This window comes from Paenibacillus dauci (assembly GCF_000971985.1).
Classification (GTDB): Bacteria; Bacillota; Bacilli; order Paenibacillales; family Paenibacillaceae; genus Saccharibacillus; species Saccharibacillus dauci.
The window spans coordinates 369,940-388,420 of record NZ_LAQQ01000005.1; the positions used below are offsets into that span (position 1 = coordinate 369,940).

Annotated in this window: 13 protein-coding genes; 2 read left to right on the plus strand and 11 right to left on the minus strand. The window is 45.6% G+C overall.

Features of this window, described 5'->3' with window-relative positions; all coding sequences use genetic code 11:
- Positions 1-236: 236 nt before the first annotated feature.
- A complete protein-coding gene (locus WH46_RS19380) occupies positions 237-782 on the minus strand; it encodes a GNAT family N-acetyltransferase (RefSeq protein ID WP_046227988.1) in 546 nt (181 codons plus the stop codon).
- Positions 783-1,513: 731 nt separating this feature from the next.
- On the opposite strand from WH46_RS19380, the gene WH46_RS19385 reads away from it, so the two are divergent.
- Positions 1,514-3,046 (plus strand): glycine betaine uptake BCCT transporter, encoded by a 1,533-nt coding sequence (locus WH46_RS19385; RefSeq protein ID WP_046227989.1) that lies wholly within the window; start codon positions 1,514-1,516, stop codon positions 3,044-3,046.
- Positions 3,047-3,240: 194 nt separating this feature from the next.
- Here the strand turns inward: WH46_RS19385 and odhB are convergent, their stop codons facing one another.
- Positions 3,241-4,545, minus strand: a complete 1,305-nt coding sequence (odhB, locus tag WH46_RS19390) for a 2-oxoglutarate dehydrogenase complex dihydrolipoyllysine-residue succinyltransferase (protein WP_046227990.1) — start codon at positions 4,543-4,545, stop codon at positions 3,241-3,243.
- A 6-nt stretch (positions 4,546-4,551) separates the two neighbouring features.
- Positions 4,552-7,434 carry a 2-oxoglutarate dehydrogenase E1 component gene (locus WH46_RS19395; protein WP_046227991.1) on the minus strand — a complete coding sequence of 961 codons (2,883 nt, stop codon included), beginning with the start codon at positions 7,432-7,434 and terminating at the stop codon, positions 4,552-4,554.
- Between the two features lie 606 nt (positions 7,435-8,040).
- On the opposite strand from WH46_RS19395, the gene WH46_RS19400 reads away from it, so the two are divergent.
- A complete protein-coding gene (locus WH46_RS19400; RefSeq protein WP_046227992.1) occupies positions 8,041-8,802 on the plus strand; it encodes a DUF4253 domain-containing protein in 762 nt (253 codons plus the stop codon).
- Positions 8,803-8,900: 98 nt separating this feature from the next.
- Here the strand turns inward: WH46_RS19400 and WH46_RS19405 are convergent, their stop codons facing one another.
- The 8 genes from WH46_RS19405 to WH46_RS19440 form a co-directional block, all read right to left on the minus strand.
- Positions 8,901-9,365: a GNAT family N-acetyltransferase gene (locus WH46_RS19405; protein ID WP_046227993.1), complete on the minus strand. Its 465-nt coding sequence runs from the start codon at positions 9,363-9,365 to the stop codon at positions 8,901-8,903.
- A gap of 299 nt (positions 9,366-9,664) precedes the next feature.
- Complete coding sequence (locus tag WH46_RS19410; protein ID WP_017814978.1) at positions 9,665-12,079, minus strand: glycoside hydrolase family 94 protein; 2,415 nt, start codon at positions 12,077-12,079, stop codon at positions 9,665-9,667.
- A gap of 161 nt (positions 12,080-12,240) precedes the next feature.
- Complete coding sequence (locus tag WH46_RS19415; RefSeq protein WP_046227994.1) at positions 12,241-13,065, minus strand: carbohydrate ABC transporter permease; 825 nt, start codon at positions 13,063-13,065, stop codon at positions 12,241-12,243.
- Positions 13,066-13,119: 54 nt separating this feature from the next.
- Positions 13,120-14,025 (minus strand): carbohydrate ABC transporter permease, encoded by a 906-nt coding sequence (locus WH46_RS19420; RefSeq protein WP_046227995.1) that lies wholly within the window; start codon positions 14,023-14,025, stop codon positions 13,120-13,122.
- Between the two features lie 42 nt (positions 14,026-14,067).
- Positions 14,068-15,315, minus strand: a complete 1,248-nt coding sequence (locus WH46_RS19425) for a sugar ABC transporter substrate-binding protein (protein WP_046227996.1) — start codon at positions 15,313-15,315, stop codon at positions 14,068-14,070.
- Between the two features lie 151 nt (positions 15,316-15,466).
- Complete coding sequence (locus WH46_RS19430; protein ID WP_046227997.1) at positions 15,467-16,729, minus strand: sugar ABC transporter substrate-binding protein; 1,263 nt, start codon at positions 16,727-16,729, stop codon at positions 15,467-15,469.
- 10 nt (positions 16,730-16,739) lie between these two features.
- The gene (locus WH46_RS19435) at positions 16,740-17,738 is read right to left on the minus strand and encodes a LacI family DNA-binding transcriptional regulator (RefSeq protein ID WP_017814973.1); all 999 of its coding nucleotides are present in this window, start codon (positions 17,736-17,738) and stop codon (positions 16,740-16,742) included.
- A 347-nt stretch (positions 17,739-18,085) separates the two neighbouring features.
- A complete protein-coding gene (locus WH46_RS19440; RefSeq protein WP_046227998.1) occupies positions 18,086-18,388 on the minus strand; it encodes a hypothetical protein in 303 nt (100 codons plus the stop codon).
- Positions 18,389-18,481 lie beyond the last annotated feature (93 nt).

Sequence of the window (18,481 nt, forward strand, 5' to 3'; positions counted from 1 at the left end):
CTGTACGCCGGATGATGATCCGTTTCTGTATAATTATGTTGTACTTCCGTAAATTCAATATACCCATCCTTTTTAAAGTTTAATCTTCCTTACTGTCTTGCTTGGATACGTAATTATATGTATATGCAGCAAAAAGCCAGTCGCGTCCAAGGTTAGACGGCAACTGGCATGATATTTATTATTATTCTTTTGTGACCTCGATCAGCCGATAAATAGTAGCAAAACATCAAACTAAATTACACTCTAAATCGTCCCATGACGATAGTATTATAATAATTTCCGTCTGCCAGCAGGCGATCGCGTTTCAATACGCCTTCAATTTCAAATCCGGCCTTTTTGTATAATTCAATCGCATTCACGTTGGTTTCCAATACATTCAGCGTCATCTTCTGGATACCTGTTGCATCTGACCAGGAAATGGATTGTTCGAGCAGATGCTTGCCGATGCCATGTCCCCAGTAATCCCGCAGTACACCTACACCGAACTCTACCTTATGCGCCAGTCGGCTTAATGGACTGCCTTCGCATCTGGAGAATCCTACAATTTGATTGGCTGTCTCTGCTACCAAAAACAGATTGGTCTCCTTCTCGGAGTCGTTGCGAATCAATTGTTCAAATGCTTCCGGTTCGAGAAAAGCCTCTCCTCTTCTGCGATCCAGATTCTCGGTTTCTCCATCGATTTGAAGTCGTACTTCTGACATTGTAGCGGCATCTTCGGTTTTGGCAGAGCGAATAATATAGTCCAGTCCTTTGATATGATAAGCACGTTCTTCAATGATCATTATGTACTCCTCCTCGTATAATATACTTTTATTTACATTATACCTGTTTTCTGTAGTTTAACGAAATATAGATGCTCTTTTGCTATCTTACTCATTATTTACATCTGTCTGTTTACTTTGTCTGCAATCGTGGGTAGAGTATTATAGGAATTGATTGCAACTACACGCTATGCCAGCAAGCCATCCTCCCCTCCCTCCGTAAGTCTTATGAACTTGATCTTTACAGAAAGGAATGAATAAATGAAACTCCTCATCATACTAATTCTGCTAATAATATGCATCAGTGTCATTGGAATTGATATCAATCTGCGTCGCAAACTAAAAAAAGACGATGAAATTTTGCATAAACTTGACTTATTAATTCAAAAAAAGGAACAGTAATACATAATTTCTTTGCAGAATTTATCCATACTTCGATGTAAAGAAATATAATTTTAAAATTTTAAGTTTCTTCTTACACCCGTATTGGTATCGCTTACATTATATCATTTATACAATTTCATTTTTGCATTGTTTTTAGGGTTTCGCTATAATGAAGACCGCTACTGCACCTAACAGGTGCATTGCAATGTATTTGTATGCTAGATCGACTTGATATTGTAGAACTTTTGAGAATGAATCAGATCAATAACACACACTGGAATTTTGTGATTTTTAAAGACTGTTTAACTAACTCGCAAATTAAAATACCCTCTGCGAGCACATCAAAGATGGGAGTTGTTAATGAATTTATGAAAAAAGCATCAAGTGTATTTTATATATCAGCAGCTATTCTGCTGATGCTGGTTGTGATAGGAGTGATCGCTCCCAAAGCATTTGAGACTGCTACCGGTAATACCGAATCCTTTATCACGGATACCTTTGGCTGGTATTACCTGATTATTGTGACGGCCTTCGTCGCTATCTGTATTTATCTGCTGGTTAGCCCAGCAGGTAAAATCAAGCTGGGCAAGCCGGATGATCAACCGGAATTTTCCCGGCCAACCTGGGTCGCTATGCTGTTCAGTGCCGGGGTGGGAATCGGACTGGTATTCTATGGAACCGCTGAGCCAATCAGTCACTTTGCTCTCAGTTCACCCACCGGAGAGACCGGAAGTGATCAGGCTGTACGTGATGCCATGCAGTATACTTTTTTCCACTGGGGTATTCACGCCTGGGCAGTTTATGGTCTGGTTGGTTTGTGCCTTGCCTACTTTATGTTCCGACGCGGTGAGACCGGATTGATCAGCTCCACATTGAAGCCGGTTATTGGTCGTCATGCATCAGGCCCTCTTGGCAAAGCTATTGATGTAATTGCTGTACTTGCTACCGTTATGGGAGTCGCTACTTCTCTCGGTTTTGGCGCTGTGCAGATTAATGGCGGATTATCCTATCTGTTCGGTATTCCTTCGAATATGATTAGTCAGTTCATTATCATTCTGGCGGTTACCGTACTGTTTATGATGTCAGCATTAAGCGGACTGGATAAAGGAATCAAAATCCTCAGCAATGCCAATATGCTGCTCGCCGCTGTTGTATTTTTGATTGTATTTATATTCGGACCTACGTTATTTACATTGAATCTATTCACCGATACACTGGGCAAATATTTGCAAAACTTTGTGAATATGAGTTTCCGTCTGGCTCCATTAAATTCGGAGAATCGTCATTGGATCAATGTATGGACTATCTTTTACTGGGCTTGGTGGATTGCCTGGTCTCCATTTGTAGGGATATTTATTGCCCGGGTATCCAAAGGACGTACGATTCGTGAATTTGTTACTTATGTACTGCTGGCACCCTCGCTGATCAGCTTCCTCTGGTTCTCTGTATTTGGCGGTTCTGCTATTTCGATCGAACGCAGCGGCACCAAGATTATCTCAGCACTGGCTACTCAGGAATCCTTGTTTGGAATGCTCTCAACGTTTCCCTGGGGCACAGCGATTTCGGTTGTAGCAATCGGCCTGATTGCCATCTTCTTTATTACCTCAGCCGATTCAGGTACATTTGTACTTGCTATGATGACAACCAACGGTGATCAGAACCCGAATAATACTTTGAAAATAGTATGGGGGTTGCTGCTTACAGCTATTGCGTTGGTGCTACTATATTCCGGTGGCCTGCAGGCTCTTCAAAATACGATGATTATTGCTGCACTGCCCTTCTCTCTGGTCATTATAATGATGGCTATAAGCCTGTTAAAAGTATTGAATGCTGATGCTAGAGAGCTATCTCGTACCAAACGTACACAGCCTCCTGCTCAAGAGAAAAAACACGAAAACTAATCGATATGACCTCCATTCCATTTTAATCGTTTGAAGCTAAAAAGGTACCCTTGGAGGGTACCTTTTTAGTTGTATTTCTTTTGGCAGTATGCTGTTTAGGTATTTCTTTTCATATACCAAATTCAAGCCAGCACAAAGAAAAAGCCTTGCCACATTGGCTAGGCTTTTTCTGTAAATATACTTAATTGTAGGTATTAACCTTCGATCAGCAGGGTTTCCGGATCTTCCAGCAATTCTTTTACTTTGACCAGGAAGCTTACTGCTTCGCTACCATCGATAATACGATGATCGTAGGAAAGGGCGATATACATCATCGGACGGTTTTCCATACGTTCTGCATCGATTGCCACTGGACGCAGCTGGATTTTGTGCATGCCCAGGATACCTACCTGTGGAGCATTCAGGATTGGTGTCGACAGCAGGGAACCAAATACGCCGCCATTCGTGATAGTGAATGTACCGCCCTGCAGTTCAGCCAGGGACAGTGTATTGCTGCGTGCTTTGGATGCCAGGCTGGCAATTTCTTTCTCGATACCGGCAAAGCCCAGACGATCGGCATCGCGTACTACCGGTACAACTAGACCTTCTTTGGCAGATACGGCAATACCGATATCATAGTAATGCTTCATGATAACATCGTCGCCATCAATCTCCGCATTGACCATTGGATACGTTTTGAGCGCGCCGACAACGGCTTTGGTAAAGAAGGACATAAAGCCAAGGCCTACATCATGCTTCTCTTTGAATTTGTCTTTGCGACGTTTGCGTACATCCAGAATCGCTGTCATATCCACTTCGTTGAAAGTAGTCAGCATCGCTGCATTGTGCTGTGCTTCTACCAGACGATTGGCGATTGTACGACGACGACGGGACATAGGTACACGATCAGCCGGTTTTAACGGATTGCTTTCCGGAGCAGATTTGGCTGCTGGCGCAGAAGAGCCTCCTGTTTTGGTCGGTGCAGCACCCAGGTTGGTTGGCTTGTCTTCATGCTTGCGCACGTCGTCATGCTTCACGCGACCCATAGGATCATTGCCCTGTACACTATTCAGATCAATCCCACGCTCACGAGCCAATTTGCGTGCAGCCGGTGTAGCGATTGTATCGCCATTATCAGGCTTGCTTGCTGCTACGGCAGCTGCCAGGTCCGTTTTGGATTCACGAGCCTGTTCATTCGCTTGTGCAGGCTGGGATGAAGGAGCAGTCTCTTGAGCAGGTGGCGCTTCCGGAGCTGCCTCTGCGCTTGGCTGTACTTTGGCACCGCCTCCTGCACTGATCACACCAACTGATTCGCCGACCTGAACGGTCTCGCCTTCCTGTTTGGTAATGGATTCGATGACTCCATCCTCTTCGGCGCTGATTTCCAGATTGACCTTATCGGTTTCCAGTTCCAGCAGAACATCACCCTGACTAACAGTATCTCCTTCTTTGACTACCCATTTCGATACGGTTCCTTCAGTAATAGACTCGCCCATTTCAGGTACTTTAATTTCGCTCACAGCTGGTTACCTCCCCAGGGATATGTTTTTCAACGAATTTGGTTTGAGTGCTGATGTTAGTATGCGCTGTTGTTCGATAGCGTGAACATGCTGATAACCACTTGCCGGGCTGGAACGTTCCGGACGACCGATATAACTCACGTGGCTGCCAGCAGGCGCCACTTCACGGAGTCTGGAATCCATATATGTCCAGTAACCCATATTTTTCGGCTCTTCCTGTACCCAGATGACTTCTTGCAGGTTGGTAAAACCGGATAGGATGTTGGAAATTTCTTCTTTCGGGAATGGATAGAGCTGCTCCACACGGATAATATGCAGCCAGGAGAAGTCGGTGTCCTTCTCCTTGTCCAGTGCTTCTTCCAGGTCAACTGCCACTTTACCCGTACACAGAATAACACGCTCTACTGCTTCTTTTTTGTCACCCAGACCCTGCTGTTCAACGACCAGCTTGAAGCTTCCTTCGCTCAGCTCTGTCGCTGCAGAAGCTACACGAGGGTTACGAATCAGACTCTTCGGTGCCATCACAACGAGCGGACGAGCTTCTTCGGTCTCGGTGCTGAGTGCCTGACGACGCAATAGATGGAAATACTGCGAAGCAGATGTCAGATTGGCTACAGTGAAGTTATTTTCGCCTGCCAGCTGCAGGAAACGCTCCGGACGTGCACTGGAGTGTTCTGGTCCCATACCTTCATAACCATGCGGCAGCAGCATCATCAGACTGGACTTTTGTGTCCATTTGCTGCGTCCGGCAGAGATAAACTGGTCGATCAGTACCTGTCCAGCATTCACAAAGTCACCGTATTGGGCTTCCCAAATTACTAGTGTCTCCGGTGCATGTACATTGTAACCATATTCGAATCCGATTACAGCTGCTTCGGATAATGGACTGTTATGCACAGCAAAGGATGCTTTGGCTTCCGGCAGGCGATGCAGCGGACAGAACTCTTCACCGGTCTTGGCATCATGCAGCACCAGGTTACGATGAGCAAAAGTCGCACGTTCCGCATCCTGTCCGGTAATCCGGATTGGCTTGCCTTCCGCAAGAATGGTAGCGAACGCCAATGTCTCGGCATGACCCCAGTCCACTTTGCCATCCGGAGCCAGTGCATTGGTACGACGCTCCAGAATACGCTGCAGCTTCGGATACACGCTAAAGTTCTCCGGCCATGTCAGCAGGCCCTGATTGATCTTCATGAGCAGATCAGCTGGTACCGCTGTCTGGGTAGACGCTTTGGCAGCACCTTCGCCAGCAGGATTCATTGGACCAAATGCTTGCTGACTGTCATCGTTTTTCACTTCTTCATAGATAGCTTTCAGGCTATCCTGTACTTCATTTTTATATTTTTCATACTGTTGACTGTCTGCTACTCCGCGCTCTGCCAGCTTTTTGCCGTAGAGGGATGCGACACGCGTATGATTTTTGACTTTGCCATACATCAGCGGTTGAGTCGTTTCCGGGTCATCCGCTTCATTATGTCCGTATCTGCGATAACCGATCAGATCGATCAGGAAATCCTTTTTGAACAGATTACGATATTGCATCGCCATTTCTGCTGCACGCAGACAAGCTTCCGGATCATCCGCATTCACATGCACTACCGGGATCTCATAGCCTTTGGCCAGGTCACTCGCATAATGTGTGGAGCGGGAGTCTTTGCTGTCTGTGGTGAAGCCCAGACGGTTATTGACAATAATATGGATTGTGCCGCCATTCTGGAAGCCAGGCAGCTGGTTGAAGTTTAGCGTCTCCGCTACAATACCTTCACCGGCAAATGCAGCATCGCCGTGCATAATGATCGCTGCCGCCTTATCCTTGTCTTGACGCGGGTATCCTTTTTCACTGCGGTCATCCTGTGCTGCACGTGTGAAGCCTTCAACTACAGGATTGACATATTCCAGGTGACTCGGGTTATTCGCCAGCGTCAGGCGAGTCTCAAAGCTCTGCCCTTCCTCGGTCATCGAATAACGAGCACCCAGATGGTATTTAACGTCGCCGGTCCAGCCAAAGTTAATGCCCATAGAACCTTCCGACGGCATCATATCTTTATTCGGTGAATGCTGGAACTCGGAGAAAATTTTGCCATAAGGCTTGTTCAGTACGTGTGCCAGTACATTCAGACGGCCACGGTGAGCCATACCCATCAGTACGTGCCTTGCACCACCGCGTGCAGCAATGCGTATAATCGTATCCAGCATCGGTACGAGTGCATCGTTACCTTCGATTGAGAAACGTTTCTGTCCTACAAATGTCTTGTGCAAGAACTCCTCGAACTGTTCTACTTCTACGAGGCGATGCAGCAATTCCAATTTCTCTTCATCACTCAGTGCCTGGGAAGAAGAGTTGGTCTCTACCTGGCGATTCAGCCAGTTGCGCTCTTTCTCATCATGTACATGGGAGAATTCGTAAGCGATTGGACCCGTATACTTTTGACGCAGGATCTGAATGGCTTCCCATCCATCACGAGCTTCTTCCGGTGCATTTTCCCAGATGAGAGATGCAGGAAGCTGAGCCAGATCACGTTGTCCTAATCCATACTCCTGCGGATCAAGCAGACGTACATCTGACGGAGTACTCAGTCCAAGCGGGTCGATATCTGCTGCCAAATGTCCGTATGTACGGATATTCCAAACTAATCGTTCCGCTGCAACCGCTTTCTTTAGTAAATTAGTGTCTACTTTGCCCGGGGTACTAGTACCATTGTCTGCTGCCTGGCCAGAAGCTGCGGCAGGCGCTACAGGTTCCCCGTGTTGTTCGAATAATGCGCGGTATCCCTCATCAACCGAATTAGGATCTTGTTTGTACTTTTCATACTGCTCCTGTACGTACCCCAGATTGGGCCCGTAATAGGATTGCCATAATGATGGTCTGTTCGATTCGTCGATTGTCATCGAGGATTCCCTCCGTCTTGAATTTTTTGTGAATATTTTTGTGACGGAATTGCAACACTTTCAATTATACCTCTATCTGATTAATCACAAAATAGTCTAAAATGGGACTATCAGGGAGGATAAGCGATGCTGAGTTAAGAAAACGTTTTCTTTGTCATGTGTAAAGAATAATTCAGGTTTTTTAGCCTGATTAAAGCCGAATATGACTACTAATCAAAAAAATGCGATTTTAGCAAATCGTCTAGCAAGAGTTTGTCCATGACATTGAGCATCATTTGAAGTAATACTTAGCTGTTCATGCCCCCTTATTCGAACTGTGATCCGCTTTACAATTCCCATTCTACAATAGTCAGGTATAGATTTCCAATTTTAATTTTTATCTATTTTGTCCAAATCTAACCAGCCAAACGATCCGATGATTATTTACAATATCGTATTGCTTTTGACTGTTTTGTGTCAGGTACGAAGAATTTGTGTCTTTTGCTTGTTGGAACTGTCATAAATACAAAAATCGTGTTCCTTTTGCAGCTAGGTTTACAATGAAGAAAATATCATTCAAAATGATCAATCTTATAGTAGTTATGAATTGATCAAAGGAGAATAACTATGACGAATGATTGTCAGTACATATTGGATTATCTAGATTGTGAATATGAATTATTTGAAAATACCAACGATGGAGCATTTATTGTGGAAGCCTATGAACGGATGAGTAAACAGGGTAAGCAGGACGGATTTATTCCTCTTATTATTGTAGTCAGTAATGTTCTGGCAGAAATGTTTGAATATGTTCTCGAAGAAATCGAAGATGAACCTTCACCTGATCGTATCCATTATTTTCGTCAACAGGTAATCAAGGATGCTATGCAGATCCATGTTCCTCAATTACTTGAACAGCGCTGGAAAGACAGCATTGCAGACGAAGATGAGTTTGATGATGAACATTCTGATTTATATGGAGATTTCATTCCTGCAGTAGCAGAGCATGAGCTGTATAGTTATCTGAATGGAACAGTACCGTATTCCGAGATTATTATCGCGCGTATTCCGACTATGGCAGCCTGGGAGCTGGCGGCCTGGGTACCTATGGGAGGATTTAATGATTGTCCACCTCCTGAAGAACAGGTAGCGGTGTTCAAATACTGGTATGACCATTATGGAGCTATACCTGCTATTGTTTCTCATGATACCTGGGAATTGAAGCTGACTCTTCCACCTGCAGATAACCACGTGGCTGAATTGCTGGCAAGAGAACATTTTGCCTTTTGCAGCGATCGTGTCTATCAGGCAGAGGAGTCTACAGCTACTATCCGCAGTCTAGCAAGTCATTTGAAGCATTCAACAGCCTGGTATTTTTGGTGGGATTAATAAATGTCGTTTCTGCACGATACACTCGCTTAGCTGGATACAACAGAGAGTGATCCAGCTAAGCAATTATCATGTACACTACAAGCGAATTGATATATTCAGACCTGCTGCTGTACTCTGCGCTCTTTTAGCAGCATATCCACATGCGGGATGCCGTCTTCCAGATAGGACTCGGAAATCGGCTTAAATCCATATGCACCGTAAAAGCGGCATAGATACTCCTGCGCCTGGATTTTGATTTCCACTTCATTCAACTCCTGCTGGATAAAATCCACGGCACGTGCAAATAACTCACCGGCATACCCTTTGCCACGGTGAATCGATGGTACAATCACCCGACCAATCGAAGCCTGTGGATAAGCCACTCCCGGCGGCAGCAGACGTGCATAGGCTGCAATCTGCTCATTCTCCAACTTGAACAGATGGTAGCAGTCTACATCCCTGCCATCCACTTCAGGATAAGGACAATTTTGTTCGACCACAAAAATATCGGTACGCTCTTTTAGAATTTGATATAACTCTTTTGTATTCAGCTCATTAAAATGCTTGATATGCCAGGTCATGGTTCCTTCTCCTTTAGGCCTTCTGTATTTGGATTTTGTAATAATTTTAATATTATAAATTGAAAACCGATTTTGTTTAATAGCTCATCAGAATTTTGTACAAATGAACCAGATCAATCCACTTCATTCAGCCTCAGAACCAGACCAATAAAGCTGCAGGATCAGCAGGGCAGTATTGTACTCGCAGCAGTATCCTTATCCTTTTTCTCGGAAAATAAATCTAAACCAAAGAGCATCGCTGCAGGAAACAATAGCAGCGATGCTCTTTTATAATTTTATATTCTATTTTGTAGAATGACTTAGCCCATGATAACTTTCACTTCATGCTTTTTGCCATCCTGGAAGTCAGGCAGAATATTGCCTTCAATTTCTTTGCCATCTACTGTAATTGACTTCACGCCACGGGATACGCCTGCTGCATTGTCTACATGAATCAGATAGGTTGCTCCGCGGAAATTACGACGGTAGCTGAACTCCGGCCATTCGGATGGAATGCTCGGATCGACCAGCAGACCTTCGTGTTCTGCGCGAACACCCAGAATCCAGTTGGTCGCCATACGCTGCAACCATTGGGAAGAGCCGGTGTACCAGGTCCAGCCACCGCGGCCATAATTAGGCGAAATGGGACCATCGGAGTTACCTGGCGTTACATAAGGCTCGCCTACATAACCATTTGGATCATCCGAACGGTTAGGTGGGCAGATTTTGCTATAGGCTTCGTATGCTTTCTCGGGTTGACCAGCCAGTGTATAGGCCCATACTGCCCATGTAGCGGCATGAGTATAGACACCGCCATTCTCGCGCAGACCCGGTGCATAGCGGGTAATGTAGCCGATATCACGGCGTACTTTGGTATAAGCCGGATACAACAGCAAGGAGCCGTAATCGCGCAGCAGATGCTTGCTGACACTAGCCATCGCCTGCTGACCGCGTTCTTCATCGGCTACTCCGGAAATAACTGCCCAGATTTGCGGATTCAGGAAAATCTGTCCCTCTTCATTTTCCTTGGAGCCTACTTTAAGGCCATCATCAGTTGTCGCCTGTAGATACCATTCGCCATCCCAGCCATATTCATTCAAAGTCTGCTTGAGGCTGCCCTGTACTTCGATCATTTTGTCAGCAAATGCCTGGTCTCCGCGGCGCTGTGCCACCGGTGCAAAGCTGCCAAGGATCATATACAGGAACTCACCTACCCAGAAGCTCTCACCTTTCCAGTCATAACCGATTGCGCTCAGGCCATCATTCCAGTCATGCTCGCCCATCAATGGTACGCCGCGTGGACTGAAACGCAGGAATGATTTCTCGATAGCACGCTTGCAGTGCTCGTATACGGTCGCTTCTCCACCGTCGAGGAATGGAGTGATTTCGTCCAGAATCTGATAATCCTGGGTTTCTTTCAGGTAAGAATCCATGATGAACGGAAGCCATAACAGGTCATCGGAACAACGAGTACGCGGTCCGCCTCCACGGATTGTGAACCACCAGTGCAGCACATCGCCTTCCTGGAACTGCTGGGAAGCATGCATCAGAATCTGCTTGCGCATTAGCTCCGGTTTGTTCGTCAGGAAAATCTGGGAATCCTGCAGCTGATCACGGAACCCGTATCCTGCGCTCACTTGATAATAAGCGGTCTTACCCCATAGGCGACAAGAAATGGATTGATACTTGAGCCATACATTGGTCATAATATTCATCGCCGGGTCCGGTGTCTGAATCTCTTCGGTATCGATCAATTCGCTCCAAAATTCGTGTACGCGTGCGAGTGTACGCTCGGCGGCTTCCACGCTCGTATATTCGCGAATCAATGCTGCAGCGTCTTCCTTCTCGTGTTCCGCAGCTCCAATCGTGAATACTACTGTATGAGAAGCTCCCGGCTCCAGTTTGACAGCAACACGCAGAGACGCTGCCGCATCTCCAAAACGTCCGGTATGTCCTGCCAGCTCCTGGTCCTGCATAGCCTGTGGACGCGCTTCTTCACCGTACATGCCGATAAAAGATTCCTTATCCGCATCGTAGGAAGATGGCTGCTCACTGGCAGCGTGGAAAGCAGTATACGGCCAGCTCACATTATTGCTGCGTCCTTTTTCATCGGGGAATCCCCATAAGTATTTTTCCAGTTGAATAGCATTAAGGTCTTCACGATATTCCGAATTCATAAAGATTTTGTGGAATTCGCGGTGCTCATCCGGTGCAAATCCCGGTGCCCATTCAAAATAAGTAGTCGCATCCAGTTCACGCGTCTGTCCGCTGTTATTGGTAATTTTTAACTGCATAATTTCCAGTGGAGCATCCGGTGCTACGAATACGGTCAATTCGCTACGAATTCCATCTACCTGCTGGGTGAATACGCTATATCCAATACCATGACGTACTTCATAATGTTCAAATTCAGCCATCACTGGTTTCCATGCAGCAGACCAGAACTTGCCGGAACTGCGATCACGCAGATAGATGAATTTGCCCCATGAATCCTTGATCACATCCTGGAAAAGTCGTGTAATCCGGTTCTGACCAGCATTGCCCCGCCAGGAAGCCCCGCCACCTGCCTGGGATACCATAAAGGAATAGTCTCCATTACTTATAATATTACTCCATGGACGAGGTGTACGCGGGTTCGTGATCACATACTCCCGACCATTTTCAGTGAAATATCCATATTCATTTTGGAAAAGCTGATTTTGCTGCGTTGTGGATTGATTGTGTACAGTAGACATGATGAATCCCTCCGTAGTGTAATCGTATTTGTCTCTAAGGTTCTGCCCGGTGATCCTCACCCATATGCAAAATGGAATAACCGGGCAGCATCTGTAACTTACACCTTACTGCCATGCAGAAGTAATAACGAACTAACATCTGAAGAGCAGCAGGTTGGTTTTTATTTCATACCAGAAATCGTATAACCTTCAATAATATGACGCTGTGCAAAAATAAAGATAATCAGAATCGGAATAACCATAAAGGATGCTCCGGCCATTTGAATTGCAAAGTCTCCGCCATATTGACCTTTCAGCAAGGACAGACCAACTGACAAAGTATACAGACTCTCGTCATTGGCTACAATCAGTGGCCACAGGAAGCTGTTCCAGCCGCCGATAAAGGTCAGAATACCCTGTACCGCAAAGATCGGCTTGGCAATTGGAATGACGAGCTGGAAGAAAGTACGAATCTCTCCCGCTCCATCCAGACGTGAAGCTTCAATCAGATCATTCGGGATCGAAGTCATAAACTGACGGAACAGGAAAATACCAAAGGCGTTAACCATACCCGGCAGTACAATCCCTGCCATTGTATTAGTCAGATGCATTTCATTCAGGATCAGGTAAACCGGAATCATGGTTACCTGGGAAGGAATCATCATGGTTCCCAGTACCAGATAGTACAACACATTTTTACCGGGGAAATTGAATTTGGCAAAGGCATAGCCTGCTGCTGCATTCAAAAACAATCCAATAAAAGAGAAAAATACGATAACCAGTGTATTTTTCAGATACTGCAGGAAGTTCATCTCGGTAAACAGACGGGTAAAGTTACGCATCGTCGGTTCCTGCGGCCAGAAAGAAGGCGTTAGTGATGTAACCTCACTCTCCGGTTTGAAGGACGACAGAATCATCCATATGAATGGTATACACATCGCTACTGCACCAATAACCAATAGTGCGATAACGACCGTTTTGTAAATGGGTCTCACTTGAATATCCATTGCGGAACCTCCTTTCACAGTTCAATCCGGCGTCAGCTCAGGCTGTACGGATCATTAATACTCCACATCGCTGTCTTTTTTGCGTACTTTGAATTGAATAATCGTTACAACAATGATGATCGCGAACAATACAATCGAACCTGCTGCTGCATAACCGAAGTCACTGCGCTGGAAGCCTGTATTGTAAATAAACAAGGCCATGGATGTTGTTCCATTCAATGGATCGCCCTTGGTCATAACGAGCGGTTCCTCGAAGAACTGAATCCAGCCAATCAGGGTCGTGATCGAGACGAAGAAAGTCGCAAATCCAAGCAGCGGTACCGTAATTTTGGTCAGCTGCTGCCAGCGGCTGGCTCCGTCAATCTGTGCTGCTTCATAATACGTACGCGGAATTCCCTGCAATGCAGCCAGGAAGATGATCATATTCAGACCTATTGCTTTCCATACTGCCATAATAATCAGGGAGAACTTGGCAATCGTCGGACCCTGTAACCAGCGGACCGGATCAAATCCGAAAAATCCCAGCATCTGATTGATAAGACCGTATTGGGAATTGTACAGATATCCCCAGATAACCGCTACAGCGACGATATTTGTAATAGAAGGCATGTAGTAAATAACACGGAACGTTTTGAACAGCCAGCTGGTACCCTGGTTAATCAGGATGGCAATCGCCATCGACAGGAGGACAACCAGAGGTACACCGACCACAACATAGATCAGCGTGTTAAACATTGACTTGCGGAACACCGCATCGCCAAATAGCTGAACAAAGTTGTCTGTACCGTTAAACTTGATATTGGACCAGTTAGCCAGTCCGGCCAAGTCCATATTTGTAAAACTGATAAATACGGCGACCAGAATCGGGATAAATGAAAAGATAAATAGAATAATTAGTGTTGGCGCAATAAACAGATAGGGATATCTGTGCTTGGCCAACGATTGCCAGGCCTTCTGCATCTCTGTTCCCTCCTTTACGGAAGCATTTTTACTACTTCATCATTAGTCTTTTAACAATTCATTTGCTTGTGTAGTCAGTTCTTCCATTTGTTTCTGCACATCGGCACCACCGATATTGATCTGCTGCAGCGAATCTTTGATCAAGCTGCCGATTGCTTCCCAGGACTTGACGAATGGTGAAGTACGGGATGTTTCCATTTGCTCACGGAATGTTTTGATTTGTTCGTTGCTGCTGAATGCTTTGTCTTCCCATGCTTTCAATGTAGAAGGCAGATCTTTGGACAATTCATAGTATTTCACCTGGTTGGCAGGATCACTCATAAAGGAAATGAATTTCACAGCATCATCTTTATTTACAGCACTACTGAATACACTCCAGTTGGAACCGCCGAGTACGGAAGCACTTTTGCCGCCTTCTTCTTTGGCAGGGATCAGTGCAGTCGACCATTTACCATCGATCTGCGGTGCCGTCTCGTGAATCTGGTTAATCGACCATGGACCACTAAAGAACATAGGAACCATGCCCTGACCAAAAGCAGGAAGCAGTTGCATATCACTCTGTGTCGGTGCCAGTCCTTCTTTGTAGAAGCTAGTCAAATATTTGACGGCTTCTATATAAGGAGGCTGATTGAACTGAGCCTGATTATTGCTGATGACTTCACTGCCATTTTCCCAGGCAAATGGAAGCGTAAACGCTGCATCCTGGTTATCAAGCAGAATACCGTAATTACCATTGCCACGTGCAGCCAATTTGGTCGCAGCGTCTTTCAATTCTGCCCATGTTTTCGGCGGTTCATTATAACCGACTTCCTTGAGCAGGTCGGTACGATAATAGAGTACGCGTGTCTCCATATACCATGGCACGCTGATCATCTGGTCGTTGAATTTCATCGTTTCTCTTGCACCTTCGAAGAAATTCTCCGGCTTGAGATTCGGATACTGCTCCACATATGGAGTCAGATCCATCAGTGCGCCTGCATTGGCGAACTCCGGAATCCAGGTCATCCCCATCTGGATAACATCCGGACCGCTTTTGGAAGCGACCGCAGTCAGCAGTTTATCATGCGCAGATCCCCATGGAATCTGCTGAACCTGTACATCGATATCGGGATTTGCTTTTTCAAATGCCGCAACCATATCCGGCAAAGATCCGCCTTCGCCGCCCATGCCCCATATTTTCAAAATCCGTTTTCCATCCGCTGTGGTCGCTTTATCTTGACCACTACACCCAGCCAGTACAATCGAGAATACAAGCATACATGCGATCATGGATTTCCATAGTTTAGCCATTTGGCACCTCTTTAGTTTTTTTTGTATAAAAGAGAAGCAAAGACAAGTCCGGATAACGGATAGGGGACAACGAACAGCGTCTTTGCACGGTAAACCGGTTCATGGTTACGTATTGATTGTAAGTAGATGCATAGAACAACCGCTTTTGAATTTAGCTGCCGCTTTGCAAGGTAGAATTGGCCTGCTCATTCAATTGATCCAGCTGCGTCTGGATATCGGTTCCGCCAACAACGATCTGATCAAAAGCATCACTGATCTGTTTGGCCACTGTCTCCCACTCTTTTACAGATGGAATGGAACGGGAAGTATCCATTTGAGTACGGAAAGTCTGAATATTAGGATTATCTTTGAATACTTTGTTTTCCCATGCTTTGGTAGTGGATGGGAGATCCTGTGTCAGTTCATACCATTTTACCTGTACATCCGGCTCATTCAGATAAGAGATAAATTTGACAGCATCTTCTGTATTTTTGGCACTGCTGAATACGGACATATTCGATCCGCCGAGTACCGACATGCTTTCTCCGCCTTCTTCTTTGGCAGGAATAACAGCTGTGCCCCACTGATCGCTTTTCAGTTCAGGCAGTTCGGTTTTGACCTGGTTTACAGACCAAGGACCACTGATAAACATCGGCAGAATTCCTTCACCAAAAGAAGGAATCAGCTGCATATCGCTCTGTGTCGGAGCAATACCTTCTTTGAAGAAGCTGCTTAGATACTGAATCGTTTCTACATAAGGTTTCTGATTAAGCAGTGCCTGATTATTGCTGTCGATCACTTCGCTGCCGTTTTCCCAAGCAAATGGAAGTGTAAACAACTGATCTTTGCTGTCCAGCAAAATACCGTAATTGCCTTTGCCGCGTGCAGTCAGCTTGGTTGCCGCATCTTTGAGCTCAGCCCAGGTTTTGGGTGCTTCGTTGTAGCCAACCTGTTTGAGCAAATCTTTGCGGTAGAACAATACGCGGGTATCGATGTACCATGGTACGCCGACCAGTTTGTCATTATAAGTCATTTTGGTGCGGGAACCTTCAAAGTAGTTATCCGCTTTCAGATTCGGATACTTTTCTGTGTAGGAGGACAGATCTTGCAGCGCCCCGGCTTCCGCAAATTCCGGAATCCAGCTCATCCCCATTTGCACTACATCCGGACCGCTCTGGGAAGCAACGGCTGTCAGCAGTTTGTCATGGGCATTTCCCCAAGGGATCGCCTGTACCTGTACGGTAATGTCAGGGTTTTTGGCTTCAAAATCAGGCACCATTTTGGCAAGTGCTGTTCCTTCGGCGCCCATCCCCCATACTTTCAGGATTCGTTTGCCATCCGAAGTAGTTGCTGCTTCATCCTTGCCACCGCAGCCTGCCAATACAAAAGAAAAGATCAATACGCATGCCAACAGGGGTTTCCACATTTTTTTCATCAAGCACACCTCATTTTTGATTTGTTCTGACTGTTCCACGAATAACGAGTTCAGTGTCTAGTGTATAATGCTGCGCTACCGACTCACCTTTGAGAATCTGGAAAATCAGGTGAACCGCCAGTGCGCCTACTTCATAATCCGGCTGTCTTACCGTGGTCAGCGCGGGGTTCAAAAATCGTGCCTGAACAATATCGTCAAATCCAACAACCGAGATATCTTCCGGCACTCGCAGACCTGCTTCATAGAGTGCCGTAATTCCACCCAGCGCCATCTCATCATTGGCAAAAAATACAGCCTCCGGCAGATTGCCTTGCGCCAGCATTAGCTTGACCGCGCGATATCCGCCTTCTTCCGTAAAGTTGCCGACCAGGTTCCAGCGCGGTTCAATCGTCAATCCATGCTGATTCATCGCCCGCACAAATCCGTTATAGCGATCATTATTGTGCTTGCTGCTGGCAGGCCCGGATACAAAGGCAATCTGGCGATGTCCCGACTCAATCAGATAGTTGGTTGCCAGCGTACCGCCTTTCTCATGATCTGCCTCTACATAACAGACACTCTCATGTTCCAGCCGCCTGTCCAGCATAACGATCGGAAAGCCTTCACGTGCAGAATCCAGAATCGTACGATCGGGAATATTATGAGCGAGGATAATCGCTCCATCTACACGCTTTTCTTTAATGAATTTGACGGCTGTGGATGAATCGCCTCCGATCGAACTGCAGGCAATCAGATCATAGCCATTATTCAGGCTGACTTCCTGCACGCCCTTGATCAGGCTGGAATAATACGGACCTGACAGGTCGCTGAGCAGCAGGGCAATCGTGTTTGTCTTGGAACGCTTCAGATCAGATGCAATTCCATTTTTTTGATAATTCAGCTGCTTGGCAGCTTCGATGACCTTGTTGCGGGTTTTGCTGCTGACTCTGCCAATACCATTTAGTGCATACGATGCAGTCGATACTGCAACGCCTGCCAACGCAGCTACGTCTTTGATCGTTGCTCCCATCTGCTCACCTCTGTAGTTTTGCGAAATATCGAAACGTTTCGATAAAAGAGCGAAAACTATTCATTTTTTGAAAATAAAAATCCATGATACCTTACACGATTGCATTGATATCATTTGATTTTTCGATAAAAAATCGCTTAAAATCGAATTTTAAAGCCGAAATTCAATAATTTTACATTTTTAAAATGGATTGTCTGTTTAAGAGTTATTTACACTCTTTTGTCGAAACGTTTCTACAACGCTATTATATATCTGCTTGTAAACGATTTCAACCACTTTTAAAATTTTTTTGTTATTTTGTCGAATCGTTATTTTCGGTAACGCCTTTGATAGCGCGTTCCGGATGCTTATTCCAGCTGAAAATGTTCAATCTGTTCCTGTAGCCCTTCCGCTTTTAATATACGCACTTGTTCTCTTCCAAGCAGGTCAAAATGCGGATATTTCTCGCGATAATGAATATAAGCAGGATTAAGACCATAGGAGCGACACCATTTTTCCAATTTGCCAAGATCTGCACATCCTACTTTGGTAACGGTCTTTATGCCGGGAAAGCGCTCATCCAGCCAGTAATGAGTCAAAAAAGCGATTTCTCCAGCTTCTACGCTGCGTTTCCACTGTATTAATTGTTTTCTGTTAATTCCAAATGCCATCTGTTCGCACCTTTCCGACGTTGCCAAACCTTGAAAAAGGACCAGCCGCTGTATAAAATACAGAGCTGCTCCCTTTTATGATGCTGTCATGTG